The 17932-nt window shown below is 35.1% G+C and carries 14 protein-coding genes; 5 read left to right on the top strand and 9 right to left on the bottom strand.

The window, feature by feature from the left end:
- Positions 1-57: 57 nt before the first annotated feature.
- The 3 genes from AC6CH7_RS25630 to AC6CH7_RS25620 all read right to left on the bottom strand — a co-directional run bounded on the left by AC6CH7_RS25630 (position 58) and on the right by AC6CH7_RS25620 (position 4646).
- On the bottom strand, positions 58-3162 hold the full coding sequence (locus tag AC6CH7_RS25630; RefSeq protein ID WP_498265409.1) for a lantibiotic dehydratase: 3105 nt from the start codon (positions 3160-3162) through the stop codon (positions 58-60).
- Positions 3163-3167: 5 nt separating this feature from the next.
- A complete protein-coding gene (locus tag AC6CH7_RS25625; RefSeq protein ID WP_498265408.1) occupies positions 3168-4337 on the bottom strand; it encodes a lanthionine synthetase C family protein in 1170 nt (389 codons plus the stop codon).
- A gap of 120 nt (positions 4338-4457) precedes the next feature.
- Positions 4458-4646, bottom strand: a complete 189-nt coding sequence (locus tag AC6CH7_RS25620) for a hypothetical protein (protein ID WP_498265407.1) — start codon at positions 4644-4646, stop codon at positions 4458-4460.
- 293 nt (positions 4647-4939) lie between these two features.
- Here AC6CH7_RS25620 and AC6CH7_RS25615 point away from each other — a divergent pair, with 293 nt between their 5' ends.
- Both AC6CH7_RS25615 and AC6CH7_RS25610 read left to right on the top strand, forming a co-directional pair.
- Positions 4940-6295: a hypothetical protein gene (locus tag AC6CH7_RS25615; RefSeq protein ID WP_498265406.1), complete on the top strand. Its 1356-nt coding sequence runs from the start codon at positions 4940-4942 to the stop codon at positions 6293-6295.
- A gap of 313 nt (positions 6296-6608) precedes the next feature.
- Positions 6609-7319: a YozE family protein gene (locus AC6CH7_RS25610; RefSeq protein ID WP_498265405.1), complete on the top strand. Its 711-nt coding sequence runs from the start codon at positions 6609-6611 to the stop codon at positions 7317-7319.
- Between the two features lie 130 nt (positions 7320-7449).
- Here the strand turns inward: AC6CH7_RS25610 and AC6CH7_RS25605 are convergent, their stop codons facing one another.
- From AC6CH7_RS25605 to AC6CH7_RS25590, 4 genes are all read right to left on the bottom strand, one after another.
- Entirely contained in the window at positions 7450-8574 is a 1125-nt protein-coding gene (locus AC6CH7_RS25605; RefSeq protein WP_498265404.1) for a leucine-rich repeat domain-containing protein, read from the bottom strand.
- Between the two features lie 421 nt (positions 8575-8995).
- Positions 8996-9559 carry a hypothetical protein gene (locus AC6CH7_RS25600; protein ID WP_498265403.1) on the bottom strand — a complete coding sequence of 188 codons (564 nt, stop codon included), beginning with the start codon at positions 9557-9559 and terminating at the stop codon, positions 8996-8998.
- 287 nt (positions 9560-9846) lie between these two features.
- Entirely contained in the window at positions 9847-10596 is a 750-nt protein-coding gene (locus tag AC6CH7_RS25595) for a hypothetical protein (RefSeq protein ID WP_498265402.1), read from the bottom strand.
- On the bottom strand, positions 10596-11078 hold the full coding sequence (locus AC6CH7_RS25590) for a Panacea domain-containing protein (RefSeq protein WP_498265401.1): 483 nt from the start codon (positions 11076-11078) through the stop codon (positions 10596-10598). The genes AC6CH7_RS25595 and AC6CH7_RS25590 overlap by 1 nt, the downstream gene beginning before the upstream one ends.
- 525 nt (positions 11079-11603) lie before the next feature.
- On the opposite strand from AC6CH7_RS25590, the gene AC6CH7_RS25585 reads away from it, so the two are divergent.
- The gene (locus tag AC6CH7_RS25585) at positions 11604-12548 is read left to right on the top strand and encodes a hypothetical protein (protein ID WP_498265400.1); all 945 of its coding nucleotides are present in this window, start codon (positions 11604-11606) and stop codon (positions 12546-12548) included.
- Positions 12549-12906: 358 nt separating this feature from the next.
- On the opposite strand, the gene AC6CH7_RS25580 is transcribed toward AC6CH7_RS25585, so the two are convergent.
- Positions 12907-13941, bottom strand: a complete 1035-nt coding sequence (locus tag AC6CH7_RS25580) for a Fic family protein (RefSeq protein WP_498265399.1) — start codon at positions 13939-13941, stop codon at positions 12907-12909.
- Between the two features lie 424 nt (positions 13942-14365).
- On the opposite strand from AC6CH7_RS25580, the gene AC6CH7_RS25575 reads away from it, so the two are divergent.
- Both AC6CH7_RS25575 and AC6CH7_RS25570 read left to right on the top strand, forming a co-directional pair.
- Positions 14366-15208 (top strand): Fic family protein, encoded by an 843-nt coding sequence (locus AC6CH7_RS25575; RefSeq protein WP_498265398.1) that lies wholly within the window; start codon positions 14366-14368, stop codon positions 15206-15208.
- A gap of 247 nt (positions 15209-15455) precedes the next feature.
- Positions 15456-16076, top strand: coding sequence for a methylated-DNA--[protein]-cysteine S-methyltransferase (locus tag AC6CH7_RS25570; RefSeq protein WP_498265397.1), 621 nt, complete (start codon positions 15456-15458; stop codon positions 16074-16076).
- Here AC6CH7_RS25570 and AC6CH7_RS25565 read toward each other — a convergent pair.
- Positions 16068-17831 (bottom strand): S8 family peptidase, encoded by a 1764-nt coding sequence (locus tag AC6CH7_RS25565; RefSeq protein ID WP_498265396.1) that lies wholly within the window; start codon positions 17829-17831, stop codon positions 16068-16070. The genes AC6CH7_RS25570 and AC6CH7_RS25565 overlap by 9 nt on opposite strands.
- Between the last annotated feature and the right edge of the window lie 101 nt (positions 17832-17932).

Here is a 17932-nt window from a genome sequence, read left to right as displayed (position 1 = left end):
TAATTCTTTAGGTTTATTTATCTTCGAAAAGATAGTTTTCATTTTTTTGAATAGATGTTATACTTTCAACAGTTTTTTTTTTGTTCTTATGGCCATTTGCGATGAATAAAATCTCTCAAGAAAAGCATAAACTATAAGCTCGTATTTTCTTTGATGAGACATAAAAAGACGATTGTTAAACATATGGATGTGGTCAGATAAAAATTGATCTGGGATTCCTTCTTTACCGTCGATGGCTAGTAGAGATTGAATGCTGTTAATTATATTTACATTCATCTCACTTCTAAGCTGAAAGATCATTATTGCTTCTTGAATTTCATTATCGCCGTCTTGAAGTTGATCCATATGCGAAAAAATATCTTTTTGCATCTTTCTATATTTCTCATTCATGGATTGTCGCAAATTAGGAGATCCCCCAAACTCAATAAAATACGAATCGGACATTTTCTTCATAAGTTGGGATTTTCGTTCAAGATTCCAGCTAAAATCGTCCAATAGAATGTCTATTCCACGCAGTGCAAACAATAACCTATATTTATCAGATTCTTCAACCTCATTTAGCAAGCTATTTAATTTTAGCACAGCCAAACTATCATTAAAGAATAATGATTCTGAATCATTTATTAAATCTTCAGAATACCTTTCAACTTCTCGTATATAAGTATCGATAGTAACCATTTCAAGCTGATCTAAATCCAAATGCACATTTAGAACTTGCATAAAACTATCTTGTAATTCCCCCTGCTTTTCGGTATTAGGATTGTAGAATCGCACCCGAAGGTGTTCTCCCTTATCTTTGTATCTCACAAAAAAAAATTTTTCAAAAGATGATCTTTCATATGCAGCAATTATAAAAGGATATATGATCTCTGTCAATATTTTTTCCAAAGTTTTTTTACCACCATAAATCTTGAAATACAGCCACTCGCTATTAGGCGCAAATTTCCTTTTAATCACACTTGGTCTTCTCTCGCTTTCTAAAATAATCGGCTCAGAAAAAACTCTGTTAAGAGGAAGTATCAGCTCATTTGTATAGGGTTCATTTCTGACATCTTTTACGATGCAGTTATTTGCAGTAAATAGAAACTCTTCAATTGTAACCGATTTGTATTTGCGAATATATCCCGAGAGCAGTGATAGGGACCTGGTATTTTCTAGGTCAATTAATAAGTCATTATCTCCTTGAATTAATACTACAAATTGCGGCAGGTTTCTTTTTTTTCTAAGTTCTTCAAAAGCGCTTATCAACTCTTCAAAATTTATAAATGCATTTACAATCTCCTTCTCTTCAATAACCCAAGTCGCTTTTTTTAATATTAAATTTTTATACATAACTCTTGGGAGATATTTTGAACTGATTAATACACCCCAGTCCCATACATTTGGATAAGCAAATCCTTGTGTTTGAAGATCACATAATAGTTTATAAACTGGTAAACTATTATGATTGAAATTATGCGCCGTAGAAAGTCGCGGGAATATTCTTTTGTTATGTTGAATGCTTCTAAGAACAATTTCATTATTTCTAACAGAAACCATAATATCATTGACCGGGATCTGATTTTCTTGTCCAAGACCAGACTCCCCAAGGTATGGTATTTCATAATTTCTCAGATGACTACGTAGCAATATATTTCCGATCCTGGCTTGAGAATTATGGATAATTTCAGCGAAAATAGCATTAGGGTATTCAGCCTCTTCATTTTTCAAAGCCTCTTTAGTTAACTGACTCAATTCCGGGTCACCTAACGTAAACCTGCCGAGTAAATTTGCTGCTGAAGGCCCTCCTATGCCGTTGACATCAAAGATAAAATCTTGTGAGCTAATAGTATCATCATTTTTAAGTAAAGAACCAAAAAGATACATACTCAAAGGAAACTTATAATTCTTAACAATAGGCTTAAAGTTATCTAGTTCGTTCTTTGTGATTTCAATATGTTCTTTCTTGTTGATAATGAAATCCTGATATTTCGAGAATGTAAAATCTGTTATGTAATCCTGATCAAGGCTACGTTTTGAATTCGCAGTCCGAATTGGAAGGTCATTGATCCATTCACTACCTCCAATTTTGTCAGAATTTCCGCTACCATAGCCAATGCCTAAATCATTATCTAAAGCAATATTCAGTGGGACTTCGGCTCTATCGTATCTAGCAAGAAACTTTTGCTTAAACTCTTCTATATTTGGATTTTGAGCTAAACGCGCCAATAAAAATAAATCCTCGCATTGCTTAACAACTTCCTCTACCTGTCCTTTATTAATTACATTATTCTGAGTTGACAATGCTAAATCAACCTGAAATATGTCTTTAGGTACATCCTCAATATCAAAAATTGTTCTTATCTCTTTTCCAATTTCATAATATTGCATATTCTTATTTGCATTCTGTAATAAAGCATAAATACGTTTCAGTTTATCCAGTTCAAAACCTATATCATTAAATCTGCTAAGTTTTTCGATTAACTCTTGTAATGGATCTTGGCCAGTTAGATTCAACTCAAGTTCACTTGTTAGTAGTTGTGAAGTCCAGATTTCCAAAATAAAATTGAATGCCTCAACTTCGTTAACACCCGATAATTTCATAAGCGCATTCCCTAGTTCAGTTATTGTCCTTGGTTCTTTTGCATAATTAAGTATAAAAACAATGTACTCGCTTTTATCTATAGACGAAAGCTTATAATGTCTCATATTGTTTTTTAAGACATATTCAACATAATGAAATTCAGAAGGTGTATCGTACAAACTGTTGTTGACAGTAAATTTTAACTGACTCTGAATTTTAGGGGTCTCTTCTAACTTCTTTTTTATTAAATGCAAGAAGTTCATGTCCAGTCGAGATTTCAAAACATGATCTTTGTTCTCGGTCAACTTAACAGAGGTCGGCCCATCATTTATATTTATGATGGTGCTACCTGCAAAAATTCCATATGGAGTACATCTAACGCAGCTTCTTAACCAGTATTTATGAAATGACTCAAGGATTTTTTTTTTCTCCTTGTCATCAACAAGGTTGACTTTTTGCAACTCTTTATAAAAATCAGGAGCTGCTAGTCGAAGCCCTTCAATAAACATAGGGTCTAATTCTACGGGCGGCTGGCTTTTTAAACCTAAATTAAAACTTTGTAAAGGGCTACGGAGCAATAGAAAATTTAATGCGTGCATGATATTTAATTTAACATTAAGCAGTAATCCCAGCTAAAATCCTTAGTTAAATAGCTAAGTAATACGAGTCCAATCCCCGCAGAGCCATCAAGCAAACCTGATGAAGGCTCGTATTGGTTGTTAATTTGACTAAACTTTTTAAACCCAGAAACTGTATCACTATAATGTGCATAGTTTATAGTCCTTTCGATCCAGTATTCACATGATTCTTTAAACATTGGATCTTTCGTATAATGCCACATTTTATGATAAATATGGGCCACGCCTGCACTTCCGTGACAGATTCCCGCATCCCTTACAAAAGTTTCATTTTCATTTTTCCTTTTAATTGAATGTGCAAAAACTTCTAGAGAAAATTCTACGGCGATTTGTTTTTCAAATATAATCCCAAATTGATATAGAACATAGGCTATCGTTAGATCGCCATAACACCACGCAAGACGGCTAATAGTACTGATTTCTTCATTTAAATCAATCATTGATGAATAACAACTTTCTTTTTTATCAGTATTTGAATGAGATAAAAGGTAATTACCCACTATGTTTGCCAATTTTAGAGCTTGGTCCTTGCAAATACCTAAAGAAAAGCACTGTATACAAAATTTTAAAATACTAGATAAACCATGAGCTAATCCCAGATTTATTTTACTTTTATCAAATTGATTTTTTTGAAAATCAAAGTGAGGAACAGTGCCATTGTTCTCGACCATGAGTAGATCTAGTTCTTCGAAAAAACGAGTAAAAAAAACTGTATTGTTTTTTTGTACCTCCAAAATATAATATGCAATTCCTAAAGCTCCATGAAGAAAATCATAGTTTCCTATTTCGAGAATAGATAAAGCATACTCTGCTAACTTGGTGTTGTCCGAGCATATTATTTCCCAATCTTCATTATCAATATACTCAGCCTTGTGTAAATATGTAAAAAACCAATTTAATCCAGCCTGGCCATTGCAAAGAGTAAAAGAGGGAATGCTAGTTGATTCATCTATGATATTCTGTATATTATTTATTACTCGGTCAGTTATTCTATCATTATCTAAATGCTTTGAATATAAAATATTAAAAAGTGACTGACCAGAGTTCCCGCTAAGTAAAGACATATCTGATACTTGACAGGCTACTTCTTCATTAATATTTTTTAAAATTAACCTAATAGTCTCATTGTTTGGCATGCTATATAATATAAAATCAAAATTCTATGCAATAGTATTCATTTCCCATCCATTGATTGAGATCTGAGAAAATACCGCCTTGATTTTCACCAAGGCGGTTTCTAATAAATTTATGTTATTTTAGCAACCAGCTGCAGTCAAAACACATTCTGGGGTATGGGAAGGTTCTTGACATGTTGCTCCAAGAGTTGGGCTGCCTGGAGAGCCAATAAGTCCACCATAAAGTTGACCCATATCTTCGAGAGACAAGTTGGAAATTTCTTTCTTTTTTAATTTAAGCTTTTCGGTTTTTAGTTCAATTTTTTTCATAATAAAGAAGATTTTTTAATTTGCTTTAATCTAAGATAGTATAATTCTTCAGAATAATAAATTACTGAATCATCCACTTTTCATGGAAGTGAAATTCAACTTTTTATTTAAACATATGGACTAAAGTTATAATTTTAATTGCAAGCTAAGCTGATTGTCAACAGAGGTGCTCAGGATTATTAATTTTAACGATTAGAAAAACATTCTTAAATGAGAATAATGTGTATATTGAATTTAATGAAATACTGAATAATTGGCAAGTAATAACACAAATTCTCAAAATTATAAAATAAATGCATACATCTCCCGAACCCAGAATTCCAACTTATATAATAAATTTAAAACATCGCCACGATAGACGAGATTATATTATTGACGAGTTCTCTAGATATAAAGAATTTAGCACAAAAATAATCGATGCATGTGAAAACAAGATAGGAACAATTGGGCTATGGAACAGTATAAAAGGTATTATTGAAAAGGCAAAAGATGACGATGAGGAGTATGTTCTTATCTGTGAAGATGACCACTATTTTACAGACGACTATACAACCGGATTTTTTTTAAAGTCAATTGAAGATGCACGCAATAATAATGCAGATATTTTGTCAGGGGGAAATAGTTGGATTACCACAGCTCTCAAAGTTAGTGAAAATCTCTATTGGGCAGAACAGTTTACCGGCACCCAATTTATTGTTGTTTTTAAGAAATTCTATACGACAATTTTAAATGCAGATTTCACTCAAAATGATTCTGCTGATTTCAAATTTTCATCACTCTCAAACAATATCCTATTCATTTATCCCTTCATATCCGTCCAAAAGGAATTTGGGTATTCAGACATAACTCAATCCAACAATCAAAAAGGCACTATCGAAGGGTTGTTTAACAGGAGTTCAGCGAAAGTTAAAATAGTTGAGAGCATCACTAAATTTTATAGCAAGCCCAAAGATCATTTATCTATACAAAAAGATCTCGATAGTTACAAAGATACTTCTATCTCAACCTTTATAATTAATCTTCCAGAAAGAACCGAACGCAGGAAACACATAATTCAGCAGTTTGATGGCAAGAATGAATTTGACATCACTATTGTTGATGCGTGCAAACATGAGATTGGTGCAGTAGGTTTATGGGAAAGCATTCGTAAAATCATTCGAATTGCTTTGGATAATGACGAAGATGTTATTGTTATAAGTGAAGATGATCATGCCTTCTCTGACGGTTATACTAAAGAAATTTTATTCAGTAATATTCACGAGGCTTTTGCAGAGGGGGTTGATTATCTTTCCGGCGGAACAGGGAATTTTGACCTCGCTATTCCGGTCTCTCAAAATAGATACTGGGTTCATCCTTGTTTCTCGTCTCAATTTATAATTGTCTTTAAAAAGTTCTTTAATACCATTTTAGAATACCCATATGATGACAACGTTATTGCCGATATGGTTTTATCAAAATTAACTACAAATAAAATGGTATTTTATCCATTTATCTCCACCCAAAGAGATTTTGGCTATTCAGATGTGACACCAGTACACAATGAACATCAAGGTCTAGTTACCTCTCTCTTTAATACATCAAGCATACGTCTTGAAAAAATTGCCGAAATAAAAGACTATTTTGATTCATTAAATAGGAACATAGAATAGTTTTAGATTTCTCTTCCCAACGACATCAACAGATATTCATCCAAAGACTTGTTTACACATCCAGTCCTTTTTTTGGGAACCGATAACCACTTAATACGAATTCCAGATATCAAATAGATTTAAACTAATTTCTAATTGATATTTCTACAATTAATCTTTATATTAGTTCTCGGTATTCCTACAGAGCCTGCCGTTCACCAATAGCAAAGCTGATAAGCACTGTAATCTAAATAAATTGAAAAACTTTTGTTCATACACAAGAGTGATGGTTGGTGGATGACATTTATTATTGTGGAAGAAAAAAAGAATTTCAATGGAAGCTCAACAACATTCGATTAATTTTTATAAACTTAAAGCAAAAAAGTTAAAAAAACTCCTCGGCATTAAACACGTAGAGGCCCTAAACCAGGTTGCAAAAGAACATGGCTTTTCAAATTGGATTCACTGCCAAAGATCAATTGATAACAGGCCGACAACCTCTGACAGCGACACTATCCTAATCACTTTTACGGATTGGCTTCACAAGCAGAAGAATAGAGATTCACCACTAGGTGACTTGGCCAGAGATATGAGTAAAGATACTGCATGGCCTTCGTATGACGATTTTGAAGACTATGAAAACTATTTATATTCGAAGAGAGCTGGTTGGCAAGGAATTGAAACCTTAAAGAAAGCCTGGAAAAGCTACAGGGCATATAAAAAACAGAAATTATTACCCAACCCAAAAAAGTCATACAGCAAAAAAACTGCTATCAAAACAGCTCCAAGGAAAATTGTTATCGTAAAGAATGTAACGCCTATTCATTATAACAAAAGGACAGTAGAAAAATTTGAAGTTGGTGATAAAGCTTGGATATCATGGGATGGACGGAAAGCGATACCTGTTACTATTACTGAAGTAGATGAGCGATACTATACATTTGTCGTTGAACGTCCGATAAATAAAGCAGGTAATGAGTATTATCTCCGGCTCGATGAAGTACGTAGTACTCCAGAGCTTGCCTGTATTAATCGTGTAACTTAATAATTAATCGGAATCACCACGAATGGAAAATGCTCGTTCAATTTTGACCGAGCATTTTATTAGGGATTATATTACGCCGTTCGGCTCCGGCTTTAGTCCCTTATTGATTCTGTAATTCACTGCCAACTAATTAACTGAGGTAAAATTTAACGTCTTCAGCTAACTTGGTATATATTACATCCTGCTGGTGTTCATTTAAACTCTTTAATGGGTCATTAGGATCATTAACGCATTGAAATTGAGCAACAACGAGGCTACCAAACAAACTTTTACCTGCAATTAGGTTCATTATGATGGTCCCTTTTTTTTCAGCATTACTTAATATTACAGGAACCTCTTTCTTCATAATGAACTCTGAACCTATAAAATCTCTGGAAATAATAAGAATCGCAATTACGGCTTTATCTAAAGCGTCTTCAATTTCCTTAAGCCATTTCTGCCCAGTACGAATCCGATCATCAGACCAGACATCAAACTCTAGGTCCGGAAATACGTTTTGCAAACCCTTTAATGTTTTTAACACCTCGTTTTTGTACAGTTCATCATTGTGGCTATAACTAATAAATATCGTTTTAGACGATTTTCGCGAAGAACGAATTGCAATCGGCTTATTATCTTCAGAGGGTGTTTTGTAAGTCATAAGTTCTAAATCTTTAAGTGCATTTCCTTTCTGCTTGCCTAATAAAGCAGTATGACGATCAACTTCGTAATTATTGAGGATAGGGTTAAATGAATACAATGCTTTTAGCTTGGTCAAGTTTTCTGACAATAACCCTATTGGAATAGAATGAAATTCATTCTTTCCTATCCATAACTTCGCCAGTTCAGTAAGTTTTAAGAGTTGCCCAGGGAATATTTTAAACTTATTGTTTGAAATGTTAACCACCCTAAGACCCTTTATTTCTGTAATTTCTTCGGGCAGCGCTTCCAGTTCATTTCCACTTAGGAGTAAACTTTTGAGCTTCTTTAGATTTCCAATTTGTTTAGGAAGGCTCCTAATGTCATTATTATTCAAATTGAGCACTTCCAGATTAGCTAGGGCAAATGTTTTTGAAAGCACCTGTTTAATGGAATTATTTGACAAGTCGAGCTTTTTTAGAGTTTTCAAACGCGATAACTCAACAGGAATCTCCTTAAGTTCGTTATTACTCAGATTTAATGATTTTAAATTCTTGCATGAAAAAATATATTGCGGCACCTCTGTCATTCCCCTATTTGACAGATTTAGGCTGCTTGAATTTGTAATTTTCCCCATTGTTGTGAAAGCTGCTATATGGCTAATATAGGGGATATTTTATTATCTTTATAACCTCTATGGAGGTTAGAGCGGAATGTTACTTCGGCCGCCGGTTCGTCCACGCTAGATTTGACAGGAAAATATACCGAGGATACTGATGATAAAATCATCTGATTTGTACTGAAACAAGGGACGTGGATGTACTCATCGCTAGGATGGGGTTAGACTTCTTATAGACTCAGGTCTGCTAAGGCGCCCTCACTATAATTAAAAAGCTTCCTCCGAGCCGGTTCATCCACTCGGAGGTTATTTATCCTACTTTTTTACTAGACTGATAAGAGAAAAAAAAATAAAAAGCAGATAGATTGTGCTATCAACATTAAGAAAAACAGGCATAGCATCCTCATTGCATTTGATTTCTCAAAAGCGCCAATTAATTTTAAATGAAAATCTGTTGAACATTGTTAAACACATCAACCATCTGATTACGTTTTTCTATTTTTGTTACTGCCTTTTGGTATTCTTCAGAAACGCGATCTTTAAAGTCCCCGTTTAATAGATTGACTAGGGGATTATAATAATTCTCCCTTTCAAGTTTGCTATACCCAACTTTCCCGGTCATTAGGGGGTATAAAAAATATTGCTCATAACTATCTTCTTCAGCACGCGATAATAGATCCGAGTAGTAACGGTTAATTTCAAATCTTATGCTCCCTAATTCTGAAGCCAATAATTCATGATGAAGAGAGCAAAACAAATTACTCTCTAATGAATTTACACTAGTCTTTGACTTGAACTTTGAAATATCAAATTTTCTTAATCCGGCTGGCGTGTTAAAAATCACGAACTCATTTTTTTGCAGAACCTTTCCCTTTATATCGTATAACAAATCGAATTCAGCATTAAACGGCTTCTCTTCATAAAACTGTCTGAACAAAGAGGCAGTCAATCGTCTACCATTTACACGCATTATATCTATTGTAACATTAGGTTCGTTTGTCATACTTATATCTGAGGACTAAATCTCCAAAAAACAAATAACAAAAACAATTCACTATGTCCAGCAAGCTCCCACAATACCATTAAATACATATTTAGCATCCACAATCGACTATTCTTCCGTTGAATTGTTGCAATAGATTGCGAGATCTAAGCTCTCGAATTCATCAATTCCTTCCTCAAGGTGGAGTTATCCGCAAAAACTAAGGCATTAATTGTTTGTTTTTGGCGAGTGACTTGGGCTCAATGCTTTATGGTTTGCCCATTTTAACACTTAAAATAGTATAAAACCTATTCATTTATTGATGCTAAACCTAATTCTATTACGTCTGTTAATGACAATTTGCTATCATTTAATTTTTGTAAATAGTCATCTCCTAAGCATATATTTAAGAGGTTTGTTTCATTAGATCCTGTTGGCAACGAATGTAAAGCTGAACAAATCTCACAACTATGTTCTCCAGGTATTTTTTTCTTAAGATTAACAAGATCAGCAATTAATGAACCATATACGGTGTTCATAAAATAGGTGTCACGAATCTTATAGTCGTTATAGTTGCTTGGCTGAATATTATGTTCGGGATCCAAAAGTACAATTTGAAAAACGTGATATCCATCCCAAAAACCAACAACCCTTCCCAAAGCTTTAGAAACATGAAATTGAAACATCGGATAGTCTTCCTCATTTTCGAGATAATGTTTATCAATCCAGTTCAAGTCTTTTCTCTGTATTGGAATATTCTTCGAACCCCAATCAATTGCGTGATACCGAAAAGCATTTTTTTCAATGTAATCTTTTTCAAACGATGCCCATTCTTTTCTACAAAGCTCACTAAGTCTCTCTATTAAAGATACAAACCAGTTATTAGGAACTTGACCTACCTCAAAGAGAGGTATCTGTTTGTAATATTTGAAACTAAAAGAAAAATTTGGATCAGAAAACTTTTTTGATGTGACCGGTAGTCTTGCAGCTACCATATTACTTACCGGAAATTTTCTATTATTTTCCGGAAGGTTATTGAGAACGGGCCTTTTCTTCATTAGTTAGCATCTTTCAACCTTGCGGAATAATAGCTAGCCATTGTTTTTTCAGATATAACCTCCTCACACCTCTCATAAGGCTGTAAATCTCCACGAGCTTCCTGCCATGGTGCCTCATCGTGGGTCATTTTCTCTAATTGTGTGTCACTGAATTGAGCATACACTTCCAAAACTCCATCAATAAAAGTTTTATTATCATCAGAAATTTCTGTGAATTTGAAGTCTACACCACCCAAATCATCTAATGTAATATTTGAATACATATATTTAGAGTCTTTGAATCGATTATATACTGATCGGTTTACAGGCCCATGAATCCAAGCTTGAAAATCGCCTTGAAACAATCCTTTACCATCATAGGCGAGGCTCCACGCCTGAATGTAATAAAGCAATTTTTGTAGTTTCAAATGACTAATCGATGCTCCGCCCTCTCCAGTCAATCTGAAAACAACATAATTACAAACATCTTTTAAATTTTCCATTGCCAATTTTACTAAATATATTAGTACACCTTTAAGCGTGCAAAAGTAGGGAAAATTTTAATATAAAAAGTTTTCGTTAGAAAAATGTCTTCGCGATATATCATCAATTAAGCGCTTTTATCTTATTCCCTACTAATTTATTAATTTGCATTTTATCAATCAATATGAGAAACCATAATTTTACAATAGTTCATTCTTTCAATGAAACGGCATATTCTTATGAATAAGAATAAACATTGAAATTTAGATTTCAATTAAGATTTCAGCGAAAATCACACCAAAAATATACACCACACTTAATGTAACAATTACATTACATTAAGCTGTTTACACTAAATAAAGCGAGAAGGCTAATCTGCCCCCATAAGCCTACAACGAAAGCCTAGAGAAATCAAGGCTTTTTTTACTAGGGTCTTAACGAGACAACACGCAACGACCTGAATGAGTGTTTAGTAGGTATATGGAAAGTAATAATGAATCTTTGCGTACTTTAACTCAATCAAAAATAAACCAGACACCTCACCAATGAGCGCTACTCACAACTTTTTCTACATACCTGATAAAAAACAAGATCTTGAAACCATTTCTGACCTGATTAATATCACCAACATTGGCATAGAGGCAATAACGCACATTTATGAGGATCACCGCCCTGACAAGAATACTTCACAGAAAATGGTGCTTTCGCAAGAAAATTTGATCTACAGGATTTTTGCAGCATTTCACCAATATGAACTTCTGATCGAAGGTTTAAACAACAAATCGTTTGTCGATTTAAACTTAGACCCTTTCGATGGGGATATACAGGCACATCCAACAATTTATAGGTATAGTTGTCAATTGAACTCAATAGTCGACAGTATTTTCTATCATCTGTGTTCAGTATTTGATTACCTGGGGCACTTTATCTCCTTTATGTTTGAGAAAAACAAAGATAAAACGTTGGACTGGAGCTCACTGGCCAAAAAAGCAAGAGATGCCTATAAAGAGACGTTAAAATCAGCTCCTAAAATACAGGATGTAGATGCTAACATACGCGCAAAATTGGACAAGTACCGATCCGAGTTGATACATAAAAATAGGGACTTACGCCGTGTTGGCATCACTATAAATCAGGAATCCAACCAACTTCGCCTAATATTTTCCGCGTCGAATGAAGCAATGAAGCAATTTAAGAGTATAGTCCCGGGGTATAATAAGGAATCACAATATACTTTGGAATTCCTGCCATCGTTAGTTTTCTATCAATCATTGCAGTCAATAAGTTATCTTCTCGATTACCTAAAGATTGACCTGGTTTCCAATTCTGCGTTTTATGAAAATGTCAAGAGTAATGACCTTCAGCATATGACACATCCAGTTACCCAAAAACCTTATCCTAAATCCGAAGTAATCTGGGATGATTATAAAGGAAAGCTGGATAAATTTTACCATGATTTTGAACGACGTAAAAATGCACATCAGACATGATGCACCCTTATGACTATCCTCTTTTCAAACAGTTCGATGCATTTTACAGGTATTTTCATCTGCCTAGAAAAGTTGCTGAGGGATTTTTTCTACGCAGTTCGATCTCCCTAATCCATAAGCGAAAGAAACGCGAATTAATCCTTAAGCTTGTCTATTCTAGCAAGACGGCGCAAATCTTCTATAAAATCATTTGTGAATCTATTCCCTAAGGCTACTGAACAAAGCTCACTGAAAAGTGAGCTTTACTTGTTTTAAGGGGCTTTTAGAAGCTCTACTACTCTCAAATAGGGGATCAATGCCAAATGTTGTGGAGTGCAAAAGATTTTTTCGTTGTTAAGCATATAATTGAGTTAGTCTATCAGATGTTCAAAATATAGCTAGTGCTGCGTCCTCCGCCTTTTTCTTTCAGCATTACGCCCCGTTCCACTAGGTTCTGTATATCACGGGTAGCCGTGTCCTGTGAGCATTTGGCAATTTTCGCCCATTTGGAGGAGCTCAGCTTGCCCTCAAATCCTTCAATTAATTTATTCAACGTGAGGTGTTGCCGCTCATTGATGGATAGTAGTTGGGGACTTTCCCAAAACTTTGCCTTGCGCAGTACTTTTCCTATCGTCTGGTCTGTGTTTGACAAGGCACGTTCATAACAGTCGAGGAACCAGTTCAGCCATTCGGTGATATCCAACGTCCCTTTCTGGGTCTGTTCCAAAACATCATAGTACCTCTTGCGCTCCAAGCGTATTTGAGCGGACATGCTGTAAAACCGTTGAGCTGTATGGTCGGCTAAGGTTAATTGCATATCTGCAATTGCACGGGCAATACGACCGTTACCGTCATCGAATGGATGAAGGGTCACAAACCATAAATGTGCGATTCCGGCTTTTAATACAGGGTCAATATTATTGCTTGAATTAAACCATTCAATAAAGCCTGCCATCTCTTGCGCTATTATTTCAGAATCCGGTGCTTGAAAATGGACGATTTCCCGTCCCATTGCCCCAGAGACAACCTGCATAGGGTCAGCCTTACTATTGTTGCGCCAATTATCGACAACAATTTTATGCATACCACTTCGTCCTGTCGGGAAAAGAGAACTATGCCACCCAAATAAGCGATCATCGCTTAACGGCGCGTTACATCGTTGGGTAGCATCAAGCATCATTTCGACAACACCATCCACATGCCTATCCGAGGCAATCAGTCCCACAATCTCCATACCCAATCTACGTGCGATGGAAGACCGTACCTGGTCTACATCAAGTACCTTTCCTTCGATCTCACTTGTTTTGACTACATCCTGAGTCAGTGTTTGCAGACTGGCTTCTTCGCGAAGGCCAAAACCAAGAGCTTCCATCTTGCCAAGCATACGCCCCTGATTATGACGTGCATTGGTCAATAATGGTGTTATTTACTGTCATCCCATGTGAACTGAGGCCAGCCCAGTCTTTGATAGATATACATATTTTATATTCTCCGCAAAATATGCGGATATAAAGACTGCTATTCTCCGCATTTCCGTATTTAATTTCTATTGTTTCTTCTTTCTATACTGTCCATCACCTTTACTATTTATCGTCCTTTCAAAATTGACCACAGCTTCGCAATGTTCATAAAAGTTCGACATATTGCAGCTCGACTCTACTGAAAAAAGCTCACATGTCTGTGAGCTTTTTTACGTTTAAAGTTATCAAAGCTTATTGGTTCAAACAAAACAATCATCCTTTACTGGTTAAAAACAAACAGCTTGCTTATATTCGTAGTCTGCACTAAGAAATCCTTAATTCATAAAACAGTGCCCTCCTAAAATCAAAGCAAAAGTTATGGAAGAATTATTCAGGAAATATGATTCAATGGTACTCGAATACAATAAAACAATTGTAAACAGTTTCAGCATAAAAGACTTTAGGGAATATAATGAGATCTTATTCTCGGCCCATAGCTGCGCAGTGGAAGGCAATACCTTTACAGTTGATGAAACACGCGAATTAAAAGAACAAGGAATCAATCTAAAACTACAAAATAGGTCGCTTTATGAGGCTTACGAAATTTTAGATCATTTTAAAGCTTACGAGTTTCTGTTTGATAACCTGGAACAGCCGCTTACTGAGGAATTGATTAAACAAACTCAAAAAATCCTCACCGAAAATACCATCAAATTTTCAAAAGGATATGAGCCAGGAGTATATACAGATACCCAAATGGCAACTGGCGACACCATATTTGGAGACTATAAAACGAATATAGCTCGTATGCCTTCGCTTACTAAGTCAACTCAGGATGCTATTGAGAAAGCAGAACTTCACCCACTTGATATCAGCGCGAGATTTCATCAGTTTTTTATTTATCTCCACCCTTTTCCGGATGGAAACGGAAGGACAGGGCGGTTGATATCTAATTTTATTCTGGCAAAATTCAAACAGCCCCATATTATTATTGGGGCTTCTGAAAAAACTGATTATATAGAAGCCTTAAAACAATCAGCCAAACATCGCGACACAAGTACACTTGCATATTTTTTTGCCGAAACAACTATTAACCGCATGCAAAAAGAAATCAATCAAAAGAAAAATCTGACTAGAAACTTCTCGATGAATTTTAAATCAAAAAAAAGGGAAAGAGTTTATAATCGATCTATTGCTTTATTGACTCTTACCATTCTTTGAGAGCTATTTCTTTCATTTTAATTTGACACCAATAGTACCGCTAGGATTATATTTATCGGATCGTTTCGATTTATTCGTAATATAATGATTGAATGCAACTGGCGTTAGGGATACTAGAAATAAGCAAGAATCGGGTATCATCCTATGGATTCATTCCCTATTTTTAGGAAATATTAAATTATGCAAATGCTGCTATATTTATTAGAATAAAAAACTGGTTTGTTAAGAATTAAATTCGATAATAAAAATGAATAATACATCTCTCACTGACATTACAGGTTTTGCTGATCGGTATCCGTGGATATTTGAAAAATCTTCTATATCCTCTGATATGGCTGCCACAATAAATATGACAGAGATTTCTACCCCTTTAGGTCCTATGCTGGCAGGTGCCACATCAAAAGGTGTCTGTCTGCTCGAATTTACCAACAGAATCAGATTAGAAAAAGAATTCATCGAGTTACAAAAGCTACTTAATGCAGTGATGGTAGCAGGAAGGAATTCGTATCTAGATCAATTGGAAAATGAGTTAACAGAATATTTCGAAGGAAAACGGAAAACCTTTTCAGTTCCATTACACACTCCTGGCAATGATTTTTCGCAAGCAGTCTGGAAAACACTTCAGGAAATCCCTTATGGAAAAACATGCTCTTACAAGGAACAGGCAGAAATGATGAACAATCCGAAAGCAATTCGTGCAATTGCATCAACAAACGGCCGAAACCGCTTAGCAATTATAGTACCCTGCCACCGCGTAATAGGCAGCGATGGAAATATGACCGGCTATGCTGCCGGAATAGATAAGAAAAAGTGGCTACTTAAGTTTGAAAGAAATAATTCAGAAATAGAAGACGGCTATTTATTTTGATTGATAACGCTCTGCAAGCTTTAAGGCCTCGTAAGCATTTACTATTCCCCCGCTAACACAAAGATCGGAAAAGGGCACGCGGACAGTCTCACCTCTTTCATTTTTGTATTTAACTTTCTGTAAAACCTTAGAAACAGACTTCATTATGATCTCTCTGACCTGATTAGGCTTAAGATCTGGATAATAGCTCAAAATCAGAGCAGAAAGACCAGATACAACAGGAGCTGCCATACTAGTTCCGTCAAACTCTTCATATTTTGAGCCCGGAACTGTTGAATTAATCATAAAGCCAGGTGCAAATACATCTACATTATATTTACCGTAATTTGAAAAAGAGGCTTTTAAATTTGCATCATTCGCATATGCACTTGCCCCAACCTCTATCCAGTTACTCGCATGTGGCAGTTTAAATTTAGCTGTATCTATTACTGCCTTTTTAATAACAACAGAATTAGGCCCTCTTCTCATACCCTGATTTTGCATCTGGTTTTGATCGATCTTAAGAGGTATTGTTGAAAGTGCGTCCTTTTTAATTGACTTCTTATAAGCAGCAGCCTCTGGTCCATCAAAGTATTTATTTGGATAATTTTCTTTAACGTCTACATCTTCGTTATCATTTCCAGCCGCATGAACTAGTAATACGCCCTTCTGTTCAGCATATTTTACCGCTTCATCAACAACTTCCTTATTCCATTTATAACCTTTGCCAAAGCTCATATTAATAACCTTAGCGCCGTTATCTACAGCATATCTAATTCCATTAGCAACATCTTTATCTCTTTCATCCCCTTCTGGTACAACTCTAATCGCCATTATACTAACACTATTGGCTATTCCATTAATCCCAATTGAATTAGACCTATTTGCTCCTATTATACCCGAAACATGTGAACCATGTTCTGCATTAGGCCCGGCAACATCATTATTTCCGTATAGACGTTCTTTTGGGTTTGTATAATCGTCGCCAACTAGCTCCTGCCGCTGATCATACTTCACATTCAGGTTATATTTAAGCATTACATCATATTGCTTATAGGCATCCTTCATCTCCTTGTAGAATTTATCAATTCCTCCACTGTCCTTAGATCCGCCTCTTATAATCTTTTTTACCTGCTCCTCATCTTCATTATCGGCCACATATTTATCGATATCTTCCAATGATGGAATCTTCTTATTGTTAATAGCTGCAACTGAATCCAGAACCTTATTAATGATACTTACAATTCCAAACGTATAGTGAGCATCATTATACTTCTTCCCAAATTCCGCATTAGCTTTAAGATACAAGGCGTATTCTTCCTTTTGAGCACTATCTAATACTGTAGACCGAATGGTTGACACATACTTAGGGCCATACACTCTAAGTATCCGCACCAACTCCAGATTATCATATGCCAGATTACCTTTTTTCGATCCTATAAAATTCCAACCGTGTATGTCATCTACATATCCATTACCATCATCATCTATTCCGTTATCTGGAATCTCTTTTTTATTAGTCCACAATACATCCTTTAAATCCTCATGATTAATATCAACTCCCCCATCAATTACGGCGACAATCACATTTTGTTTAGGCTTTTTATTGCTGAGTAATTCTTTATATGCTTTTTCGGTACTTATACCAAAATACCCATCGGCAACTAAATCCAGATTATACCAATTAGAAGGAAGCTTCACATTTTTATTTTGCGAAAATGCAGAGTTGCTCAAGATAAAGCTAAATGCAAAAAGCAATATATATCTTAATTTCATCAAAAGTGCTTTTTATAAGATTAACGTAAAATACAATTATACGGTTTTATTGTATCTCTGATGAAGATTTAGCATTTTTTAACATTGTATTTTCATCGAGA

The sequence above is a fragment of the Pedobacter sp. GQ55 genome, from assembly GCF_059758925.1.
This window is presented reverse-complemented; position numbering and strand designations above follow the sequence as displayed.

Bases quoted from the DNA above. Each gene is read 5' to 3' on its own strand.
- AC6CH7_RS25620 (WP_498265407.1), bottom strand. From the start codon at position 4,646: ATGAAAAAAATTGAACTAAAAACCGAAAAGCTTAAATTAAAAAAGAAA.
- AC6CH7_RS25590 (WP_498265401.1), bottom strand. From the start codon at position 11,078: ATGGAAAATTTAAAAGATGTTTGTAATTATGTTGTTTTCAGATTGACT.
- AC6CH7_RS25600 (WP_498265403.1), bottom strand. From the start codon at position 9,559: ATGACAAACGAACCTAATGTTACAATAGATATAATGCGTGTAAATGGT.
- AC6CH7_RS25585 (WP_498265400.1), top strand. From the start codon at position 11,604: ATGAGCGCTACTCACAACTTTTTCTACATACCTGATAAAAAACAAGAT.
- AC6CH7_RS25595 (WP_498265402.1), bottom strand. From the start codon at position 10,596: ATGAAGAAAAGGCCCGTTCTCAATAACCTTCCGGAAAATAATAGAAAA.
- AC6CH7_RS25625 (WP_498265408.1), bottom strand. From the start codon at position 4,337: ATGCCAAACAATGAGACTATTAGGTTAATTTTAAAAAATATTAATGAA.
- AC6CH7_RS25570 (WP_498265397.1), top strand. From the start codon at position 15,456: ATGAATAATACATCTCTCACTGACATTACAGGTTTTGCTGATCGGTAT.
- AC6CH7_RS25615 (WP_498265406.1), top strand. From the start codon at position 4,940: ATGCATACATCTCCCGAACCCAGAATTCCAACTTATATAATAAATTTA.
- AC6CH7_RS25630 (WP_498265409.1), bottom strand. From the start codon at position 3,162: ATGCACGCATTAAATTTTCTATTGCTCCGTAGCCCTTTACAAAGTTTT.
- AC6CH7_RS25565 (WP_498265396.1), bottom strand. From the start codon at position 17,831: ATGAAATTAAGATATATATTGCTTTTTGCATTTAGCTTTATCTTGAGC.
- AC6CH7_RS25575 (WP_498265398.1), top strand. From the start codon at position 14,366: ATGGAAGAATTATTCAGGAAATATGATTCAATGGTACTCGAATACAAT.
- AC6CH7_RS25605 (WP_498265404.1), bottom strand. From the start codon at position 8,574: ATGGGGAAAATTACAAATTCAAGCAGCCTAAATCTGTCAAATAGGGGA.
- AC6CH7_RS25610 (WP_498265405.1), top strand. From the start codon at position 6,609: ATGGAAGCTCAACAACATTCGATTAATTTTTATAAACTTAAAGCAAAA.